The 18262-nt window shown below is 62.2% G+C and carries 16 protein-coding genes and 1 pseudogene; 11 read left to right on the top strand and 6 right to left on the bottom strand.

The window, feature by feature from the left end:
• Together EOA13_RS34270 and EOA13_RS34265 are read left to right on the top strand one after the other, a co-directional pair.
• Window positions 1–193, top strand: a 193-nt coding sequence (locus EOA13_RS34270) for an IS3 family transposase (protein WP_164780078.1), incomplete at its 5' end; no start/stop codon positions are given.
• Between the two features lie 237 nt (window positions 194–430).
• Window positions 431–716 (top strand): annotated as a pseudogene (locus tag EOA13_RS34265) (GIY-YIG nuclease family protein).
• 134 nt (window positions 717–850) lie between these two features.
• On the opposite strand, the gene dnaQ reads toward EOA13_RS34265, so the two are convergent.
• The 5 genes from dnaQ to EOA13_RS34230 form a co-directional block, all read right to left on the bottom strand.
• Complete coding sequence (dnaQ, locus tag EOA13_RS34260) at window positions 851–1552, bottom strand: DNA polymerase III subunit epsilon (RefSeq protein WP_127297654.1); 702 nt, start codon at window positions 1550–1552, stop codon at window positions 851–853.
• Window positions 1553–1849: 297 nt separating this feature from the next.
• On the bottom strand, window positions 1850–2449 hold the full coding sequence (gene coaE / locus EOA13_RS34250) for a dephospho-CoA kinase (protein ID WP_127297653.1): 600 nt from the start codon (window positions 2447–2449) through the stop codon (window positions 1850–1852).
• The gene (locus EOA13_RS34245; RefSeq protein WP_127297652.1) at window positions 2446–3288 is read right to left on the bottom strand and encodes a shikimate dehydrogenase; all 843 of its coding nucleotides are present in this window, start codon (window positions 3286–3288) and stop codon (window positions 2446–2448) included. The genes coaE and EOA13_RS34245 overlap by 4 nt, the downstream gene beginning before the upstream one ends.
• Window positions 3281–3880 carry a Maf-like protein gene (locus tag EOA13_RS34240; RefSeq protein WP_127297651.1) on the bottom strand — a complete coding sequence of 200 codons (600 nt, stop codon included), beginning with the start codon at window positions 3878–3880 and terminating at the stop codon, window positions 3281–3283. The genes EOA13_RS34245 and EOA13_RS34240 overlap by 8 nt, the downstream gene beginning before the upstream one ends.
• A 283-nt stretch (window positions 3881–4163) precedes the next feature.
• Entirely contained in the window at window positions 4164–4985 is an 822-nt protein-coding gene (locus EOA13_RS34230) for a pyruvate, water dikinase regulatory protein (RefSeq protein ID WP_127297650.1), read from the bottom strand.
• Window positions 4986–5390: 405 nt separating this feature from the next.
• On the opposite strand from EOA13_RS34230, the gene hemE reads away from it, so the two are divergent.
• The 4 genes from hemE to EOA13_RS34210 all read left to right on the top strand — a co-directional run bounded on the left by hemE (window position 5391) and on the right by EOA13_RS34210 (window position 9540).
• Complete coding sequence (hemE, locus tag EOA13_RS34225) at window positions 5391–6422, top strand: uroporphyrinogen decarboxylase (protein WP_127297649.1); 1032 nt, start codon at window positions 5391–5393, stop codon at window positions 6420–6422.
• Window positions 6422–6958, top strand: coding sequence for a protoporphyrinogen oxidase HemJ (gene hemJ / locus EOA13_RS34220; RefSeq protein WP_127297648.1), 537 nt, complete (start codon window positions 6422–6424; stop codon window positions 6956–6958). The genes hemE and hemJ overlap by 1 nt, the downstream gene beginning before the upstream one ends.
• Before the next feature lie 229 nt (window positions 6959–7187).
• Window positions 7188–8453 (top strand): transcription termination factor Rho, encoded by a 1266-nt coding sequence (gene rho / locus EOA13_RS34215; protein ID WP_013528732.1) that lies wholly within the window; start codon window positions 7188–7190, stop codon window positions 8451–8453.
• A gap of 172 nt (window positions 8454–8625) precedes the next feature.
• Window positions 8626–9540 carry an EamA family transporter gene (locus EOA13_RS34210; RefSeq protein WP_127297647.1) on the top strand — a complete coding sequence of 305 codons (915 nt, stop codon included), beginning with the start codon at window positions 8626–8628 and terminating at the stop codon, window positions 9538–9540.
• Here the strand turns inward: EOA13_RS34210 and EOA13_RS34205 are convergent, their stop codons facing one another.
• Window positions 9541–11559: a thioredoxin domain-containing protein gene (locus EOA13_RS34205; protein ID WP_127297646.1), complete on the bottom strand. Its 2019-nt coding sequence runs from the start codon at window positions 11557–11559 to the stop codon at window positions 9541–9543.
• 61 nt (window positions 11560–11620) lie between these two features.
• Between EOA13_RS34205 and mnmE the strand changes: the two genes are divergently transcribed.
• From mnmE to EOA13_RS34180, 5 genes are all read left to right on the top strand, one after another.
• On the top strand, window positions 11621–12952 hold the full coding sequence (mnmE, locus tag EOA13_RS34200; protein WP_127297645.1) for a tRNA uridine-5-carboxymethylaminomethyl(34) synthesis GTPase MnmE: 1332 nt from the start codon (window positions 11621–11623) through the stop codon (window positions 12950–12952).
• Between the two features lie 559 nt (window positions 12953–13511).
• On the top strand, window positions 13512–15392 hold the full coding sequence (mnmG, locus tag EOA13_RS34195) for a tRNA uridine-5-carboxymethylaminomethyl(34) synthesis enzyme MnmG (RefSeq protein WP_127297644.1): 1881 nt from the start codon (window positions 13512–13514) through the stop codon (window positions 15390–15392).
• Window positions 15389–16021 (top strand): 16S rRNA (guanine(527)-N(7))-methyltransferase RsmG, encoded by a 633-nt coding sequence (gene rsmG / locus EOA13_RS34190; protein ID WP_127297643.1) that lies wholly within the window; start codon window positions 15389–15391, stop codon window positions 16019–16021. The genes mnmG and rsmG overlap by 4 nt, the downstream gene beginning before the upstream one ends.
• Before the next feature lie 55 nt (window positions 16022–16076).
• Window positions 16077–16877 carry a ParA family protein gene (locus EOA13_RS34185; RefSeq protein WP_127297642.1) on the top strand — a complete coding sequence of 267 codons (801 nt, stop codon included), beginning with the start codon at window positions 16077–16079 and terminating at the stop codon, window positions 16875–16877.
• Between the two features lie 69 nt (window positions 16878–16946).
• Window positions 16947–17837, top strand: coding sequence for a ParB/RepB/Spo0J family partition protein (locus EOA13_RS34180; RefSeq protein WP_127297641.1), 891 nt, complete (start codon window positions 16947–16949; stop codon window positions 17835–17837).
• The last annotated feature ends 425 nt before the right edge of the window (window positions 17838–18262 follow it).

The raw sequence follows: 18262 nt of genomic DNA, 5'->3' as shown, positions 1-18262 counted from the left end.
ACCTATCGAGAGCTTCTTCGCAACACTCAAATCCGAGCTCTTCTACCCCAATACCTTCGAGAACGTTCAGAGCCTCAAGGCCAGCATCGAGGATTACATCCACTACTACAATCATGATCGCATCAAACTGAAACTGAAAGGGCTGAGCCCTGTGCAATACAGAACCCAGCCCTTAAATCTGCCGGCACCTTAAACTGTCCAACTTTAAGGGGTCAGTTCACTTGTGCCGGGTTTTCTGTTTGGAAACGCTGGCGGGGCAGCGCGCCTTCGAGGTTGGCTGAAGGCCCCTCGCGTCTTCGTCATCCTAGGGCGGAGCAAGGAGCGTAGCGACGCAGCGCAGACCCTAGGATCCATGCCGTGACATTCGCCTTAGAATGTAACGGATCAGAATGGCGCTTGTCCCCGCGCCTGTGCTCGCTACGCTAAAACCATGACCGGTTATGTCTACATGACTGCGAGCCAGAAAGGTGGCACCCTCTATATCGGTGTCACCACGACCTCGGTCGCCGCATGCCGGAGCACAAGTCGGGCCAAGGCTCTAATTTCACCAGCCGCTACGGTGTTCAGCGGCTGGTCTGGTACGAAGAATATTTCGATATCACCGATGCCATCCAGCGCGAGAAGTCGCTGAAGCGCTGGCCGCGCCAATGGAAGATCGAATTGATCGAAAGGCCAATCCGGAATGGTTCGAGCTGTTTCGCGGTACGGGTTGGTAGCGCTCGGTTTCTTGCACCGCCGGACATGTCATCACCGTCACGGCATGGATCCTAGGGTCTGCGCCGCGTCGCTTCGCTCCTTGCTCCGCCCTAGGATGACGAAGACGCGAAGGTTTTCGGCTAGCAGTTTGCGATCACCCAGCCGCAACCTTCAGCCACAACGCCTTCTCACCCAACGTCCCGACCATGCCGGCGTGGGCGGCGCGTTCGGCTTCGGTGACGCGCGGCCGCAGGGGTGCCGGGCGCTGGCTGATGATGATCTCGATCTGGCGGACATTTTCGCCTTGCGCCGGCGCGGTGGCGCTGTCGAGGATAAGGGCCGCCTGCTTGCCGCCGATCAGCTCGATATAGACCTCGGCCAGCAATTCGGAATCGAGCAGGGCGCCGTGCTTGGTGCGCCTGGTGTTGTCGATGCCGTAACGCCGGCAGAGCGCATCGAGCGAATTGGGCCCCATCGGGTGCTTGCGGCGCGCCAGCGCCAGCGTATCGACGACGAGGCCGTTGTCGATGACGGGATGACCGAGCCGGCCGAATTCTACGTTCAGGAAGCCGATGTCGAAGGTTGCGTTGTGGGCGACCAGCTTGGCGCCGTCGGTGAAGTCCAGCCATTCCTGCACAATCTCGGCAAAGGTCGGCTTGCCCGCGAGGTCCGCCGCGCTGATGCCGTGCACCGCCTGTGCCTCGGCATGGATCGCGCGCCCTTGCGGGTTGATGTAGTGGTGGAAGGTCTTTCCGGTCGGGAAGCGGTTGACCAGCTCGACGCCGCCCAGCTCGATCACGCGGTCGTCGCGCGAATCGAGGCCGGTGGTTTCCGTGTCGAAGATGATCTCACGCATCGAATCAGTCGCTCCAAAGGAGCAGAATCATGAGACCGGAACAAAATGGCAATGGGAAACGAAGCTGATCAGGGCAATCACTACAGGTTTGCGCTGCCCCTCATCGCCCTGCCGGGCACTTCTCCCCGTATAGTGACGGGGAGAAGGACGCCTTCGCAAAGGATTTCGCCAATCTCCTGCGTTTGCAAGATTGTAGCCGAGGTCGCGGCCAGCTCCTTCTCCCCGTCACTATTACGGGGAGAAGGAGCTGGCCGGCAGATGAGGGGCGGCGCTGACGTTGACAGACGGCAGCCAGTGTCAATGGCCCGGCTTGCCGACCCCGATCAGTTCCGCAATGATCGCATTCACCTGATCCCGCGCGGCGTCCAACCCCTGGCCGGTGTCGACCACGAAATCGGCCTGACGACGCTTTTCCGCATCCGGCACCTGCTTGGCCAGGATCGACGCCAGTTTTTCCTCGGTCATGCCTGGCCGCGCCAGCACACGCTCGCGCTGGGTCTCGGCCGATGCGGTGACGACGACGACCTTGTCGACGCGGTTGCGGCCGCCGGTTTCGAACAGCAGGGGAATATCGAGGACGGCGATCGGCGCGCCTGATCCACGATGCCTGGCCAGAAAGGCATCGGCATCGGCACGCACCAGCGGATGGATGATGGCCTCGAGCCGCTTCAGCGCGGCGGCGTCGCCGAGCACACGCGCGCCAAGTTTTGTCCGGTCGACCACCCCGGCAATTGTGGTGCCGGGGAAGGCGGCTTCGACCAGAGGCGCCGCCTTGCCGGCATAGAGGCGATGCACCGCCTCGTCGGAATCATGGACCGGCACGCCGGCGTCAGTGAACATCCTGGCCGTCGTCGACTTGCCCATGCCGATCGAGCCGGTGAGGCCGAGCACGATCATGGCTTCGGCACCAGATCGGCGACGATCAGCGCCCGGAGTTCGGCCGTCACCCGCGGCCTGATGCCGAACCAGCGCTCGAAGCCGGGCACGGCCTGATGCAGCAGCATGCCGAGACCGTCGACCGTCTTCAGGCCCCTGGCGCGCGCCGCCGCAAGCAGGGGCGTCTCCAGCGGTACATAGACGATGTCGGTGACGATGGCGTGGTCCGGCAGCCGGGCGGGATCGGCCGACAGGCCTTCATTGCCATGCATGCCAAGTGCCGTGGTGTTGACCAGCAGGCTGGCATCGCCGAGCAGTTCATCCGTAGCCGCCATGCCATGCGCCGACACGCCGGCGCCGAAACGATCCCTCAATTCCTGCGCCCGGGCGAGCGTGCGGTTGACGATGCGGATGTCGGTCACGCCGCGCTCCTTCAGCGCATGGATGACCGCGCGCGACGCACCGCCGGCGCCAAGCACGACCGCCGGACCCTTGCCCGCCCAGCCCGGCGCATGATCGTCGAGGTTGGCGGCAAAGCCGTGCGCGTCGGTGTTGCCGCCCCACAAGGCGCCGTCCTCGAACCACAGCGTGTTGACGGCGCCGATTTCTTGCGCCGCCCGGTCGCGGCGATCGGCCAATGCGAAGGCCGCTTCCTTGTGCGGGATGGTGATGTTGCCGCCGCGGTAATTGTTTGCCTGCAGCGTTTTCACGAACACGGCAAAGTCTTGCGGCGCGACATCGATGGCCCGGTAGCTGCCGTCGATGCCATGTTTGGCCAGCCAGTGGCCATGAATCTTCGGCGAGCGCGAATGCTTGACCGGATGGCCCGACACGAAGGCTTTTTTCGACGCCTCAGCCATCGATCGCTCCCAGCGTGCGCAGTTCGGCCAGCAGCGGCAGAAGCGGCAAGCCGACAATGGTGAAATGATCGCCCTCGATTTTCTCGAACAATTGAATGCCTTCGCCTTCGATCTGGTAGGCGCCGACGCTGGACAGCGCCTTGGCGCCGACGCGGGCGAGATGGCGGCCGATGAAGGCCGGGTCGAGCTTGCGCATGGTCATTGAGGTGATCCCGACATGCCGCCACAAGACCTTGCCGTCGCGAACCAGAACAGCGGCGCTGTTGAGCTGATGGGTCTTGCCCGACAGCGCCAGCAAATGACGGCGGGCGCCTTCCCTATCGGCCGGCTTGTGGAACACCTCGTCGCCGAGCGACAGCGTCTGGTCGCAGCCCAGAACCAGGGCGCCTGGCCTGCGCTCGCTGACTTCGGTGGCCTTGGCCTCGGCCAGCACCAGGGCGACGTCCTCGGGCGAGACGCCGCTATCCTGCAAAGGCCCCTCGAGCGCGCGCTCGTCGACATCGGCGGGAACCGCCTCGACATCGACGCCGGCATTGACCAGCATCGCCTTGCGGAACGGGCTGCCGGAAGCGAGAATGAGTTTTTCAGTCATGGGTTTCGCCCGGTTAATCGTCGTTGACCGCCGCAATGCAGAAGGTTGCCAAAGGTTGGCGGGACAGCGCCCCCCTCTGTCCTGCCGGACATCTCCCCCTCAAGGGGGGAGATTGGATGTAACTTCGGCTTTCGCCAGTTCTTAACGTTGAACAGAAAGTGCGCTCCGCGAAGCTGCCGATCTCCCCCCTAGAGGGGGAGATGCCCGGCAGGGCAGAGGGGGGCGCGAAGGATCGCGACGTTTCAGACACTGTCTCAAGCCTGCGGGTGCGGAAGGGCCTCATCTATCTATTCTTCCCTCTTAGGGCAACGATCGCCGCCGCCGTTTCCTCGATCGAGCGGCGGCTGACGTCGATCATCGGCCAGCCATGGCGCGTGCAGATCTTGCGGGCATAGGCGAGCTCCTCGGCGATTGCGGCGCGGTCGACATAATCCGATGCCTCATACGAGCTGCTGTTGCCGAGGATGCGGTTTTGCCGGACATGCGAGATGCGCTCGGCGGTGGCGATCAGCCCGACGATCAGCGGCTTGCTGGCGGCAACCAGGCTTTCCGGCACCGGCACGCCAAGCACGATCGGGATGTTGGCGGTCTTGATGCCGCGGTTGGCGAGATAGATGCTGGTCGGCGTCTTCGACGTGCGAGAAATGCCGATCAGCACCACATCGGCATCGTCCATATTGAGCGGCAGCTGGCCGTCATCATGGTCCATGGTGAAATTGAGCGCGTCGATGCGGCGGAAATATTCGGCGTCGAGGACATGCTGGGCGCCGACGCGGCGGCCGGCCGGGGTGCCTAGATAGGACTGGAACACGGTCAGCACCGGCTCCAGCACCGATACACAGGGCAGGCCCATGGCCGCGCAGCGCTCGTCGATGCCGCGCGCCAGCTTCTGGTCGACGACCGTATAGAGGATGATGCCCGGTTCCTCCTCGATGTCCTCGAACACCTTTGCCACCTGCTTTTCGGTGCGGATCAGCGGATAGATATGCTCGATGGCGCGCGCATCCTTGTACTGCGCCGAAGCCGCCCGGCCGGCGGCGAGCAGCGTTTCACCGGTCGCGTCGGAAATCAGGTGCAGGTGGAAGAAGCTCTGGGGTTTGTTCACAGGGGGTCACCTGGGGCTGTGGGCTTCTGTGGATAAAGCGGGATGAAAAGACGGGCCTGTCGGAGGCGACTGTATCAGATGGCGGTTTGTCCACAATTCGATGCGCTGTCAGCTTCGTCGGCCGACTGGGGACAAGTTTGGGGACGGCTTTTTTCGACTACGGTCCGTCCACAGGACCCGCCTTTCACCGCTGTGCCTAACACTTTGACTCGATTGATCGATTCGGGGCTATCCCCAGAACCCTACATCTGGGAAAAAGAAGCACGCGACAATATGTTGGCTGGTGTTTTCCGGGGCAAAGCGGGACAGGTGACAACCACCAGAACCAACAGACTCTTAGAATCAGAAGAATCTTAGATATAAGAATCTTTGATTATAGAAGAGGCTGGGAGAAGCGAGCGCCCGATGCCCCAGAACCGGATCATGCTGGATGTCCTGAAGGGCAAGGCTCATTTTCCGCCTCCGCTCTGGATGATGCGTCAGGCCGGACGCTATCTGCCGGAGTATCGGGAGACACGCAGGCGAGCAGGCTCGTTCCTGGACCTCTGCTACGATCCCGACCTTGCGGTCGAAGTGACCTTGCAGCCGATCGAGCGCTTCGGCTTCGATGCCTCGATCCTGTTTTCCGATATCCTTGTCGTTCCGCATGCGCTTGGCCGTGACGTCCGCTTCGAAGAGGGCAGAGGGCCGCTGCTGACGCCGATCACCGCGCCGGAGATCTTGGCTCTGGAAGGCAAGGTGTTTCACGTGAATCTCGAACCGGTCTACGAGACGGTTCGCCGGTTGCGGGCCAAACTGCCCGAAGAGACAACCCTGATCGGTTTCTGCGGCGCGCCGTGGACGGTGGCGACCTACATGATCGCCGGCCATGGCACACCCGACCAGGCGCCGGCGCGGCTTTTTGCCTATCGCGAGCCGGTGGCGTTTCAACGATTGCTGAAGGTGCTTGCCGAACATTCGGCCGCCTATCTCATCCGCCAGATCGAGGCGGGCTCGGATGTGGTGCAGATATTCGATTCCTGGTCCGGCGTGCTGGACGATGAAACTTTCGATCTGTTCTGCGTTCAGCCAATGGCCGAGATCGTCGGCCGGGTGCGGGCGGTTCATCCCGATGTTCCGATCATCGGTTTTCCCAAGGGCGCCGGTTCGCGCTACCGGACCTATCGACAGAAGACCGGCGTAACGGCGCTGGGGATCGACTGGACGGTGCCCCTGATCGCGGCGAAGGAATTGCAGCGCTCGGGTGCGGTTCAGGGCAATCTCGATCCCTTGCGGCTCGTGGCTGGCGGCAAGGCGCTGTCGGATGGCGTCGAGGCGATCCTGGGAGCGCTGGGAGACGGGCTGCTGATCTTCAACCTCGGTCACGGGATCACGCCGGAGACGCCGATCGCCCATGTCGAGGCGATGGTGAAACAGGTGCGGAGCGCGACACGCTGATGGCTAAGATGAACAACACGAACAGCACCGGCCAGGCGATGATACGGATGACGATCGGTATCGCCGTGCTGGTCGTTTTCACCGCGCTTTTGTACTTCGCCGCACCCGACAGTTTCTATCCCTGGGCCAGGGCGATCCATATCCTCGCCGTTATCTCATGGATGGCGGGCATGCTCTATCTGCCGCGGCTGCTGGTCTATCACGCCGATGCCGAGAAGGGCTCGGTGCAGTCCGAGACCTTCAAGGTGATGGAGCGGCGCCTGCTGCGCGGCATCATCAACCCGGCGATGATCGTCACCTGGGTATTCGGCCTATGGCTCGCCTGGAAGGGTTTTGGTTTCCAGGGCGGCTGGCTTCACGCCAAGATCGGAGCGGTGCTTTTGCTGTCGGCCATGCATGGCTATCTCTCGGGCGCGGTGCGCAAATTCGCCGAGGACCGCAATGAAAAACCGGCCAGGCACTGGCGGATGGTCAACGAGATCCCCACATTGCTGATGATCGCAATCGTCATCCTGGTGGTCGTCAAGCCGTTCTGATGCATGTCGATCAAAACGGCCAGGAGCCAACGACAGGCAGTGATGCGTTTTAAGCCTTCATAGGTCACACAAAACGCAGCTTGCTCTTTCACCCGACCGACGATAAAAGACGGGTCTTCCTTCCCGTCATGCGCCGCCCCTCGTTGTTTTCGGCCGCGCCCGGCATTTGTCGCATCCCGCCGATATTTTCCCAAAGCCTACCCAGACTCCATCTATTCAAGGTCCGTCTATGCAAGAAATGAAACTCGCCGAGTTCAAGAACAAGAAACCGCCAGAGCTGATCGCTTATGCCGAATCGCTCGAGGTCGAAAACGCCAGCGTCATGCGCAAGCAGGAGCTGATGTTTGCGATCCTGAAGAAGCTGGCCGCCCAGGAGATCGAGATCATCGGTGATGGCGTGGTCGAGGTGCTGCAGGACGGTTTCGGCTTCCTGCGCTCCGCCAACGCCAATTATCTCCCAGGTCCCGACGACATCTATATTTCGCCGTCGCAGATCCGGCGCTTTTCGCTGAAGACCGGCGATACGGTCGAAGGGCCGATCCGCAGCCCGAAAGAGGGCGAGCGCTATTTCGCGCTGCTCAAGGTCAACACCATCAATTTCGACGACCCCGAGAAGATCCGTCACAAGATCCACTTCGACAATCTGACGCCGCTCTATCCGACCAAGCGGCTGAAGATGGAGATCGAGAATGTGACCACCAAGGACATCTCGGCCCGTGTGATCGACCTGGTCGCGCCGATCGGCAAGGGACAGCGCGCTTTGATCAACGCGCAGCCGCGTACCGGCAAGACGGTTCTGATGCAGAACATCGCCCACTCGATCACCGCCAACCATCCGGAATGCTATCTGATCGTGCTTCTGATCGACGAGCGGCCGGAAGAAGTGACCGACATGCAGCGCTCGGTGAAGGGCGAGGTGATCTCCTCGACCTTCGACGAGCCGGCGGTGCGCCACGTGCAGGTCGCCGAAATGGTCATCGAGAAGGCCAAGCGCCTGGTCGAACATGGCCGCGACGTCGTCATCCTGCTCGATTCGATCACTCGTCTCGGCCGCGCCTACAACACCGTTGTGCCGTCATCCGGCAAGGTGCTGACCGGCGGTGTCGACGCCAACGCGCTGCAGCGGCCGAAGCGCTTCTTCGGCGCCGCCCGCAACATCGAGGAAGGCGGCTCGCTGACCATCATCGCCACCGCGCTGATCGATACCGGCAGCCGCATGGACGAAGTCATCTTCGAAGAGTTCAAGGGCACCGGCAACTGCGAAATCCAGCTCGACCGCAAGGTGGCCGACAAGCGCATCTATCCGGCCATGGACATCTTGAAGTCCGGCACCCGCAAGGAAGACCTGCTGGTTTCCAAGCAGGATCTGCAGAAGATTTTTGTGCTGCGCCGCATCCTGGCGCCGATGGGAACCACCGACGCGATCGAGTTCCTGATCGACAAGCTGAAGCAGACCAAGACCAATGCGGATTTCTTCGATTCGATGAACACGTAAAGGTCGGGCCGAAATCTTCCGGCCTCTGCATTGAAACCCCATTCCGGGAGACCGGGATGGGGTTTTTCATTGTCCGGCGGCAGGTCGCTTTCCCGATATAGAGCGGCTGTATGCGGCGGCGGACGATTTCGCGTTCATGCAAAGCTCGTGTCTGCAAACTGGAAGCAGCGACGTGAAGAAGACAATCCCGACCCTGATCGGCTTTTCGGCCATCCTGACCTGGTCTTTCCTGGCGCTGCTTTCGACCGCCGCTGGCCCGATCCCGCCGTTTCAGCTGGCAGCCATGACCTTCCTGCTCGGAGGGCTGGTCGGCGCCGGCAGCTGGATCTTCCGCCCAGGCGCGATCCGATCGCTGCGGCAGCCATGGCCGGTCTGGGCGATCGGCACGGCGGGACTGTGCATCTACCACTGCGCCTATTTCTTTGCGATCCAGTCGGCGCCGCCGGTCGAGGTCAGCCTGATCGCCTATCTCTGGCCATTGCTGATCGTCGTCTTTGCAGCCTTCCTGCCCGGTGAAAGGCTGAAGGCTCACCACGTCGTGGGCGTCGTTCTCGGGCTTGCCGGCGCCATCGTGGTGATCACCAAGGGCGGCAATGTCGGCCTAGCCAATGGGGTGATGAAGGGCCATGTCATCGCGCTGTTCTGCGCCTTCATCTGGGCTGGCTATTCCGTCCTGTCTCGCCGCTTCGGCCAGGTGCCGACGGATGTCGTGGCCGGTTATTGCTTCATCACGGCGGCGGTCGCTTTCTCGCTGCACCTGATGCTCGAGACCACGGTCTGGCCGCAGACGCCGACGCAGTGGACGGCTATCGTCATTCTGGGCACGATTCCTCTGGGAGCCGGCTTCTACGCCTGGGATTTTGGCTGCAAGCACGGTGACATCATGATCCTTGGCGCCCTGTCCTACGCCGCGCCGCTGTTGTCGGTCATCGTGCTGTTGCTGGCAGGCTTTGGTGTGTTTCACTGGTCGGTGGCGCTCGCCTGCGTGCTGATTACCATTGGCGCGGTGATCGCCGCCAAGGATTTGCTGTTCAAGCCCCGGCAAGCTGCGACCGAGGCGCTGCCCGATCCAGCGCATGGCGCCTGATCATTTTCGGCGCAACAGGCGCTCGAGGTCTTCCGGATCCGTCATCGGGGAAAGGCAAACCTGACCAGTGCAGAACCACGCGCTGAAGCGGTTGGTCGGCGGAAGGATTCCACCGGGCAGCAAGGCTCGATTCGCTCCCGTACCAATTGGCACGAGGATGTCGACGCGGCGCGGATCCGGATTTCGATTCGCAACCGGAACGAGCTTTGGATCGTTGAGCGCATCAACGATGACCAGCTTGAGCGGCTCGATCGCCAGCGCGCAGGCATTGACGATGCCGGCTTGGCCATAGGCCTGGTTTGCGGCACGGCCGGCGGCATGTTCGGCGACCTCCCAGGCTTTCTCGTGCAGCTCGAGATCGCCGGTGACGGAGGCGAGCCGGACCAGTGCTTCGATGATTTGGCCGGTGGCGGACGGAATGGCCTCGTCGACATCGCCGCGAATCCGGATCGGCACGTCGGTGCTGTCCGAGGCGGTCAGGTAATAACCTGTCTTCTTGTTATCGGCGTGCCAATGGTCGAGCTGCTCGACAAACCGGCCGGCCTGGTCGACATAGCTCCAATCCCCAGTGGCCTCGAACAGCGAGATGGCTGCGTTGGTCATGGCGGCATAGTCGCTGGACAAGGCAGGGAACAGTTTTCTGGCGCCGAGCATCGAATGCGGCAGACGGCCGTCGCGGCTGGCAGCGCGGATATGGGCAAAGGCTTTTGCCGCCGCATCGATCCAGTCAGGCCGCGCCAGCGACCGGCCGGCTTCTGCAAGCGCCGCGATCATCTGGCCGTTCCAGTCGGTGAGGGTCTTTGCGTCAAGGCCGGGCCTGACCCGCTCTTCCCGCACTGCAAGGAGTTTCCCCTTGAGCGGGCTGATCTCTTCGCGATCGATCACATATTGCGATTGCTGGGACAGGGTTTGGTGAACAACCGGCTTGCCTTCCCAGCCATGCGGGCTGGAGAGCGTGAAGTGGTTGAAAAACAAAGCGGAATCGTCGCCTAGGGCAGCTTCGACCTCGTCTTTGCTCCAAGTGTAGAACAGCCCTTCCTCGCCGTCGCTGTCGGCGTCGAGACTGGCGGCAAAAGCACCGCCGTCGACGCGCATTTCGCGCAGCAGCCAGTCGATCGTCTCTTCGATTCGGACCCGGAACAGCTCGTTGCCGCTTGCGGCATAGGCCCAGTTGCAGAAGCGGATCAGCTGGGCATTGTCGTAAAGCATCTTTTCGAAATGCGGCACCAGCCATTCGGCGTCGGTCGAGTAACGGCTGAGCCCGCCGCCGATATGGTCGTAGATGCCGCCGCTGACCATCTGTTCGAGGCTGTTGAGAACGTCGTCGCGATGGCTGACGTTGCCGTCGCGCAGCCAGGACAGCCACAACGTTTGCATGAACGGTGCATTGGGAAATTTCGGTGCGCCACGCAAGCCGCCCAGATCGCCGTCGATCATGCCGTCGATGCCCTTGGCAAGCTCCGTCAGCGTTTCGCGGTTGAGCGCCGTCCTCGCATGCGAGCCGGCGAGCCGGGCCTCGACATGTGTCGTCAGTCCGTCGGCGCTCTGGTTGAGGCTAGCGCGCTTCTCGCGCCAGGCCTTGTCCACCGCCTCCATCACCTGGATGAAACCGGGGCGGCCATAGCGTGGCTCGCGCGGAAAATAGGTGCCGCCCCAGAACGGCTTGCCGTCCGGCGTCAGGAACATGGTCAGCGGCCAGCCGCCTTGCTCGCCCATGGCGGAGAGTGCGGCCATATAGATCTGATCGATGTCGGGACGCTCCTCGCGGTCGACCTTGATATTGACGAACAGACGGTTCATGACGGCGGCGACACCATCGTTCTCGAAGCTTTGATGCGCCATGACGTGGCACCAATGGCAGGCGGCATAGCCGACCGAGAGCAGGATGGGCCTGTCCAGCGCCTTTGCCTCCTCGAGCGAGGCCGGCGACCAGGCCCGCCAGTGGACGGGATTGCCGCTGTGCTGCTGCAGATAGGGGCTGGCTTCTTCGGCAAGCAGATTTTGCGCGGGCAACGTCACGATGGGCAAACTCGGGTGGTCGGATAGGGGTGAAGCTAGGGCGGTTCGGTAGAGCGGGCAAATGATTTCAGGCGATTCCATCGTTGCATTGTCGAGCGGCCGGCTTCCGGCCGGCGTCGCCGTCATTCGCATTTCCGGCCTACAGACTCGATTCGTAGTCGAAACAATTGCCGGCGGCATGGTTAAGGACCGCGCGGCGGTCTTGCGCAAGTTCAGGACGCCCGACGGGACTGTGCTCGACACTGGACTGGTGGTTTTCTTTCCCGGTCCGGCCAGTTTCACCGGCGAGGATGTCGCTGAACTCCACGTCCATGGCGGACGCGCCGTGGTGGCCAGGATGCTGGAGACGATCACGAGTTTTGACGGCGTCAGGCACGCGGAACCGGGCGAATTCACGCGCCGCGCCTTTCTCAACGGCAAGGTCGACCTGGTCGAGACCGAGGCGTTGGCTGATCTCGTCAACGCCGAAACCGAGGCGCAGCGGCGTTTTGCTGTCCAGAATGCCGAAGGTGTTCAAAGCGAACTCTACCTCGGCTGGCGGCGCCGGCTGCTCCATGCCCGCGCCATGATCGAGGCGGAGATCGATTTTGCCGATGAGGACGACGTCCCTGGTTCCGTTTCGGACACGGTTTGTTCCGATGTCCGGACAATGATCGGCGAAATCGACCGGCATATCGCAGGGTTTCGCGCTGCCGAGATCATCCGCGATGGCTTCGAGGTCGTCATCCTTGGCGCGCCCAACGCCGGTAAGTCGAGTCTGTTCAATGCCCTGGCCCGGCGGGATGCCGCTATAGTAACGGATGAACCCGGCACGACGCGGGATCTGCTTGAAGTGACACTTGATCTCCAAGGGCTGCGGGTCCGGCTTACAGATACGGCCGGGCTGCGCGATGCGCCGGGCAAGGTCGAGGCGATCGGCATCGAAAAGGCGAGGGCCAAGGCGCATGGCGCCGATCTGTTGCTGTTGCTGCAGGACGTTGCGGACCCCAGGGATATTGGGGCGCTACCGACCGGCGCTCCGAACTTGCGGGTCGGCACTAAGCTTGATCTGCTGGAAGACCGCGCTGCGAGCGGCGCGACGGACGACTATGACCTTGTCATTTCTGTGAAGGACGGGACAGGCGTGGACGAGCTGCTGGTGGAAATCGGCCGGCGGGCGGCCGAGGCGGCCGGCAGCGTCGGAGATGTTTTGCCGTCGCGCCTGCGCCACGTCGAATTGCTTGGCGCTGCGAATAGCCACCTGCTTCGCGCAACCGACGGCTTGACTGTCGGGCAGGAATTGCGCGCCGAGGAGTTGCGGCTTGCAGCAGACCGCCTGGGCCGAATCGTCGGCGCCATCGATGTCGAGGACATGCTGGACGTGATCTTCTCGCAGTTCTGCATTGGAAAATGACTCACGTGAAACATATCGTCGGTCGGACGCGGGTTAGTCAGCCAGCGAAGAAGTCTTGGGGGCAGGAATGTGAAGGACCCGCATGCCTCGGCAATTGGCGGAAACGCCTATCGTTTCGTCATCCTAGGGCGAAGCAAGGAGCGAAGCGACGAGCGCAGACCCTAGGATCCATGCCGCGACTCCAAAGCGTTGCTACGGTGCCCGAATCCTGCTCCGCTGCACTCTTTGACCAACATCTCGGCATGGATCCTCGGGTCTTCGCCGCGTCGCTTCGCTCCTTTCTCCGCCCGTGGATGACGAAGGCGTGGAGGCCTCGGCGGTCATGGATGTCTATGATGGTGGCCACAGCGAACGACGAAACTCAGCTGCCGTCCTCGAATCCCTGCGCAGCACCACTCGGGTGACTCACGTGGAACATCGGCGATCCCGACGACTCACGTGAAACACGCGTGAGGGCACGTGCAAGGCTGTTTCACGTGAAACTCGCTGCGGAGTTTTCTTGACAGCACCGCCCTGCAGGGACATGTGTCCCTCATTCATTGAGTCTGGGAAGTTTGTGATGACCAATCACTATGATGTGGTTGTAGTGGGCGGTGGCCACGCCGGGTGCGAGGCGGCCAGCGCTGCCGCACGCGCCGGTGCCAGAACCGCGCTGGTGACGCTGCGCTTCGACACGATCGGGGTGATGTCGTGCAATCCGGCTATCGGCGGGCTCGGCAAGGGCCATTTGGTGCGCGAGATAGATGCCATGGACGGCTTGATGGGGCGGGTGGCGGATGCTGCCGGCATCCAATTCCGCTTGCTCAACCGCCGCAAGGGCCCCGCCGTGCGCGGCCCCCGGACGCAGGCCGACAGAAAGCTCTATCGCCTTGCCATGCAGGAAGCGATTCGGCAGCAGAACGATCTCGACGTGGTCGAAGGCGAGGTTCTGGACTTCGAGATCGTCGATGCGCGGATCACGGCTGTTCTCTTGGCCGACGGCAGGCGGCTTGGCTGTGGCGCGGTCGTGCTGACGACCGGGACTTTTTTGCGTGGGCTTATTCATATTGGCGAAAAGAAGATTGTCGCCGGCCGCATGAACGAGCAGGCCAGCCTTGGGCTCTCGGCGACGATGGACCGGGCGGGCTTCAAGCTCGGCCGTCTGAAGACCGGGACGCCGCCACGGCTCGATGGCCGGACCATCGACTGGGCGTCGCTGGAAAGCCAAGCCGCCGATGAGGATCCGGTACCGTTCTCGCTGATGACGGACCGAATCACCACGCCGCAGATCGAGTGCGGCATCACCCGCACGACGACGGCCACGCATGAGCTGATCCGGGCCAATCTCGGCCGCTCGGCCATGTATTCCGGCTCGATCGAGGGCGTTGGGCCGCGTTATTGCCCGTCGATCGAGGACAAGATCGTCAAGTTCGGCGATAGGGACGGGCACCAGATCTTTCTGGAGCCGGAAGGGCTGGATGATGATACCGTCTATCCCAATGGGATTTCCACCTCGTTGCCCGAAGATGTGCAGCTCGATATATTGAAAACCATCCCGGGGCTGGAGCGCGCAATCATGCTGCAGCCCGGTTATGCCATCGAGTATGATCACGTCGATCCGCGCGAACTGCATCAGACACTGGAGACGAAGCGCATTAGTGGCCTTTTCCTTGCCGGTCAGATCAACGGTACGACCGGCTATGAAGAGGCGGCCGGGCAAGGGCTGCTTGCCGGCCTCAATGCGGCGCGGCAGGCGGCGGGCAGCGAGCAGATCGTGCTCAGCCGCACCGAAGCCTACATCGGCGTGATGGTCGACGACCTGACCAGCCGCGGCATCAGCGAACCCTATCGGATGTTCACCTCGCGGGCCGAGTTCCGGCTGTCGCTGCGTGCCGACAATGCCGATGAACGACTGACGCCTCTGGCTGCGAAACTGGGCATCGCCTCGGCGCAGCGGATGCAGTGTTACGGACAGGTGATGCAAAGCCTGGACGAGGCGCGGGATCTGGCGAAGTCGCTCGCCCTGACCCCGAACGAGGCGGCGCGGCATGGGCTGGAGATCAACCGGGATGGCGTGCGCCGGTCCGGTTATGAACTGTTGTCCTATCCTGATGTCGATGTAGCCTGGCTGGCTCGTGTCGATCCGCGCTTTGCGGATATAGACGCGAAGACGGCGGAACGCCTCGAAACGGAAGCGAAATATTCGGTCTATCTGGATCGCCAGAAAACCGACGTCGCGCAGATCCGGCTTGAAGAGAGCCGGCTGATTCCGGAGACCATCGATTTCGTCGGGGTGCCGGGTCTGTCGAACGAGCTGAAGCAGAAGATGCAGGTCCGGCGGCCGCGCTCCATCGCCGATGCCCAGCGCATGGAAGGCATGACGCCGGCGGCGCTGGCGATCATCGTCGCGCATGTCCGTCACGCGGAAAGCACCCAGCGCCCACAAAAGGAAGTTGCGTGAGTTCTATTTCCCTAGAGAGCCTGCAGGACGCGGCAGGCCCGGTTTCACGTGAAACATTCGATCGGCTGGTGGCCTTTGAGCAGATGTTCCAGAAATGGAATCGCAGCATCAATCTGGTGGCGCAATCGACGTCGGGCGATGTCTGGCAGCGCCATATATTGGACAGTGCGCAGCTCGGACGCATAGAATCGGTTGCCACGCGCTGGGTGGATCTCGGCTCGGGCGGCGGATTTCCGGGCCTTGTCATGGCTTTCCTGCTTGCCGAGCGCGACGGCGCCAGCATCGATCTGGTTGAAAGCAATCGCAAAAAGGCGTCCTTCCTGCAGACCGTCGTAGGGCAGTTCAGCCTGCCGGCGCGGGTCGTGGCGCGCCGCATCGATGACAGCCATGCGCTTGTTTCGACACCGCAAGTTGTCACGGCGCGGGCTTTGTCCTCGCTTTCGACCTTGCTGGACCTGTCGGCGCCCTGGCTGATTTCAGGCGCACGCGGCCTGTTCCACAAAGGCCGGGATTACCGCACCGAAGTGCAAGAAAGCGTTCACCGATGGTCCTTCGATCTGGTAGAACATCCAAGTGTGACCGACGCTGGCGGCGTCATCCTTGAACTGTCCAACCTGCGACCTGTCTGATCCGCGACGTGTCAGACGCTTTGGCGATCCCAAAATGAACTTCTGGCATAGACCCATGATGAAGAATGGCCCCCGAATCATCACCGTAGCCAACCAGAAGGGCGGTGTCGGCAAGACCACCACCGCCATCAATCTGGCGACCGCGCTGGCCGCGATCGGCGAAAAGGTGCTGATCGTCGATCTCGATCCGCAGGGAAATGCCAGCACCGGCCTCGGCATCGATCGCAAGGACCGCACGGTGTCCTCCTATGACGTGCTGACCGGCGAGCTTGAGCTGGAGGCCGCGGCCATCCCCACAGCCGTGCCCGGCCTGTCGATCGTGCCGTCGACGCTCGACCTGCTCGGCATCGAAATGGAGATCGCCTCCGCACCCGACCGCGTGCTCAAGCTGCGCAATGCGCTTCGTGCCGCGACCGGGCGCGGCGCACCATTCGGCTATGTGCTGATCGACTGCCCGCCATCGCTCAATCTTTTGACTTTGAATTCAATGGCTGCGGCCGATTCTGTTCTTGTACCGCTGCAATGCGAGTTTTTCGCGCTCGAAGGTCTCAGCCAATTGCTGGAGACAGTCGAGCAGGTGCGCCGCTCGATCAATCCGGATCTCACCATCCAGGGCATCGTGCTGACCATGTATGACGGCCGCAACAATCTCGCCAACCAGGTGGTGCAGGATGTGCGGGCGCATATGGGCGACAAGGTCTACGAGACCGTCATTCCGCGCAATGTGCGGGTGTCCGAGGCGCCGTCCTATGGCAAGCCAGCGATCCTCTACGATTTGAAATGCTCGGGCAGCCAGGCCTATCTGCAACTGGCGTCGGAAGTGATCCGCCGCGAGCGCAAGTTACGCGCCGCTTGATTAGGCCGGATGTATAGTTACGAGACGATTCGATACCGAAACGATTTGGAATAGCCAACTGGAATAAAGATGAGCGAAGACCTTTCGAGAAAAAGACTGGGGCGTGGACTGGCGGCGCTGATCGGCGAGATCGATCGCCCCGCAGCGCCTGAAAAGCCCGGCATGGGCGCCGACGGCAAGGTGCCGATCGAGTTCCTGACGCCAAATCCGAAAAATCCGCGCCGGCATTTCGGCGACGCCGAGCTGACCGATCTTGCCCAGTCGATCCGCGAACACGGCGTCGTCCAGCCGGTGGTGGCGCGGCCTTCGCCGACACAGGCCGGCCGCTACGAGATCATCGCCGGCGAGCGGCGCTGGCGCGCGGCGCAGCGCGCCGGGCTGTCCGAGATTCCGGTCATCATCCGCGAGGTCAACGACCGCACCGCGCTCGAACTGGCGATCATCGAGAACGTCCAGCGCACCGACCTCAACGCAGTCGAGGAAGCGCTTGGCTATCAACAGCTGATCGATGAGCACGGCTACACCCAGGCCGATCTCGGCCAGGTGATCGGCAAGAGCCGCAGCCATGTCGCCAACACGCTGCGGCTCTTGAAGCTGCCCGACGTGATCCGCGACATGCTGGTCGACGGCGCGCTGTCGGCGGGTCATGCCCGCACGCTGGTGACGGCGGAAGATCCGGCCGGCCTTGCCAAGCGCATCGTCGAAGAGGGCCTTTCGGTGCGCCAGGCCGAAGCGCTGGCGCAGATGCCGGCCGGCACCAGCAGCGCCAGGGAAGCCAAGCCGGCGCCAAGTCCTGACGAAAAGGACGCCGACACGCTGGCGCTGGAAAAACTGTTGACCGATACGATCGGCATGATCGTTTCGGTGGATCACAAGGGCAAGGGCGGCGTGCTGCGGGTTTCGTACCGGTCGCTGGAACAGCTTGATGAGCTGTGCCGCAGGCTGAAGCAAGATCGGTAGTTAGCCGGCGAATTGTCAAGCCAAAGACTGATTTGGCATATACGGAAGGGCTGGCCGTGAGTCGGCCCTTTTTTTGGCACTGGTGATTGGCGAAGCCGCGAATCTCCTACCTTGAGGGGAGGCGGTCGGCAGGGTTGTTCCTGTCTTGCAGCGGCTACGCGTTTGGGGAATGGCTTCCCCCACTCCGTCGCTGCTCCGCAGCGCCACCTCTCCCCCCTCCGGAGGGAGAGGAAGGGCGCCAAGGGTGGCGAACTCGCGCCGTTCCTCTACCCCGTCGATCGGGGGAGAGGTGTCGAGCTGTCCGAACCGTATAGATAGGTAACAGAATGGACCGATAGCATGGGTAACAGTTTTCTTGTCCGCCGGAGGACCGGCGATGGTTTGGCGAGAGACTGGCATCATGGACGAACGGCTTCGGTTTGTTG

The organism is Mesorhizobium sp. M7A.F.Ca.US.011.01.1.1, assembly GCF_003998295.1.
Lineage (GTDB): Bacteria > Pseudomonadota > Alphaproteobacteria > Rhizobiales > Rhizobiaceae > Mesorhizobium.
This window is presented reverse-complemented; position numbering and strand designations above follow the sequence as displayed.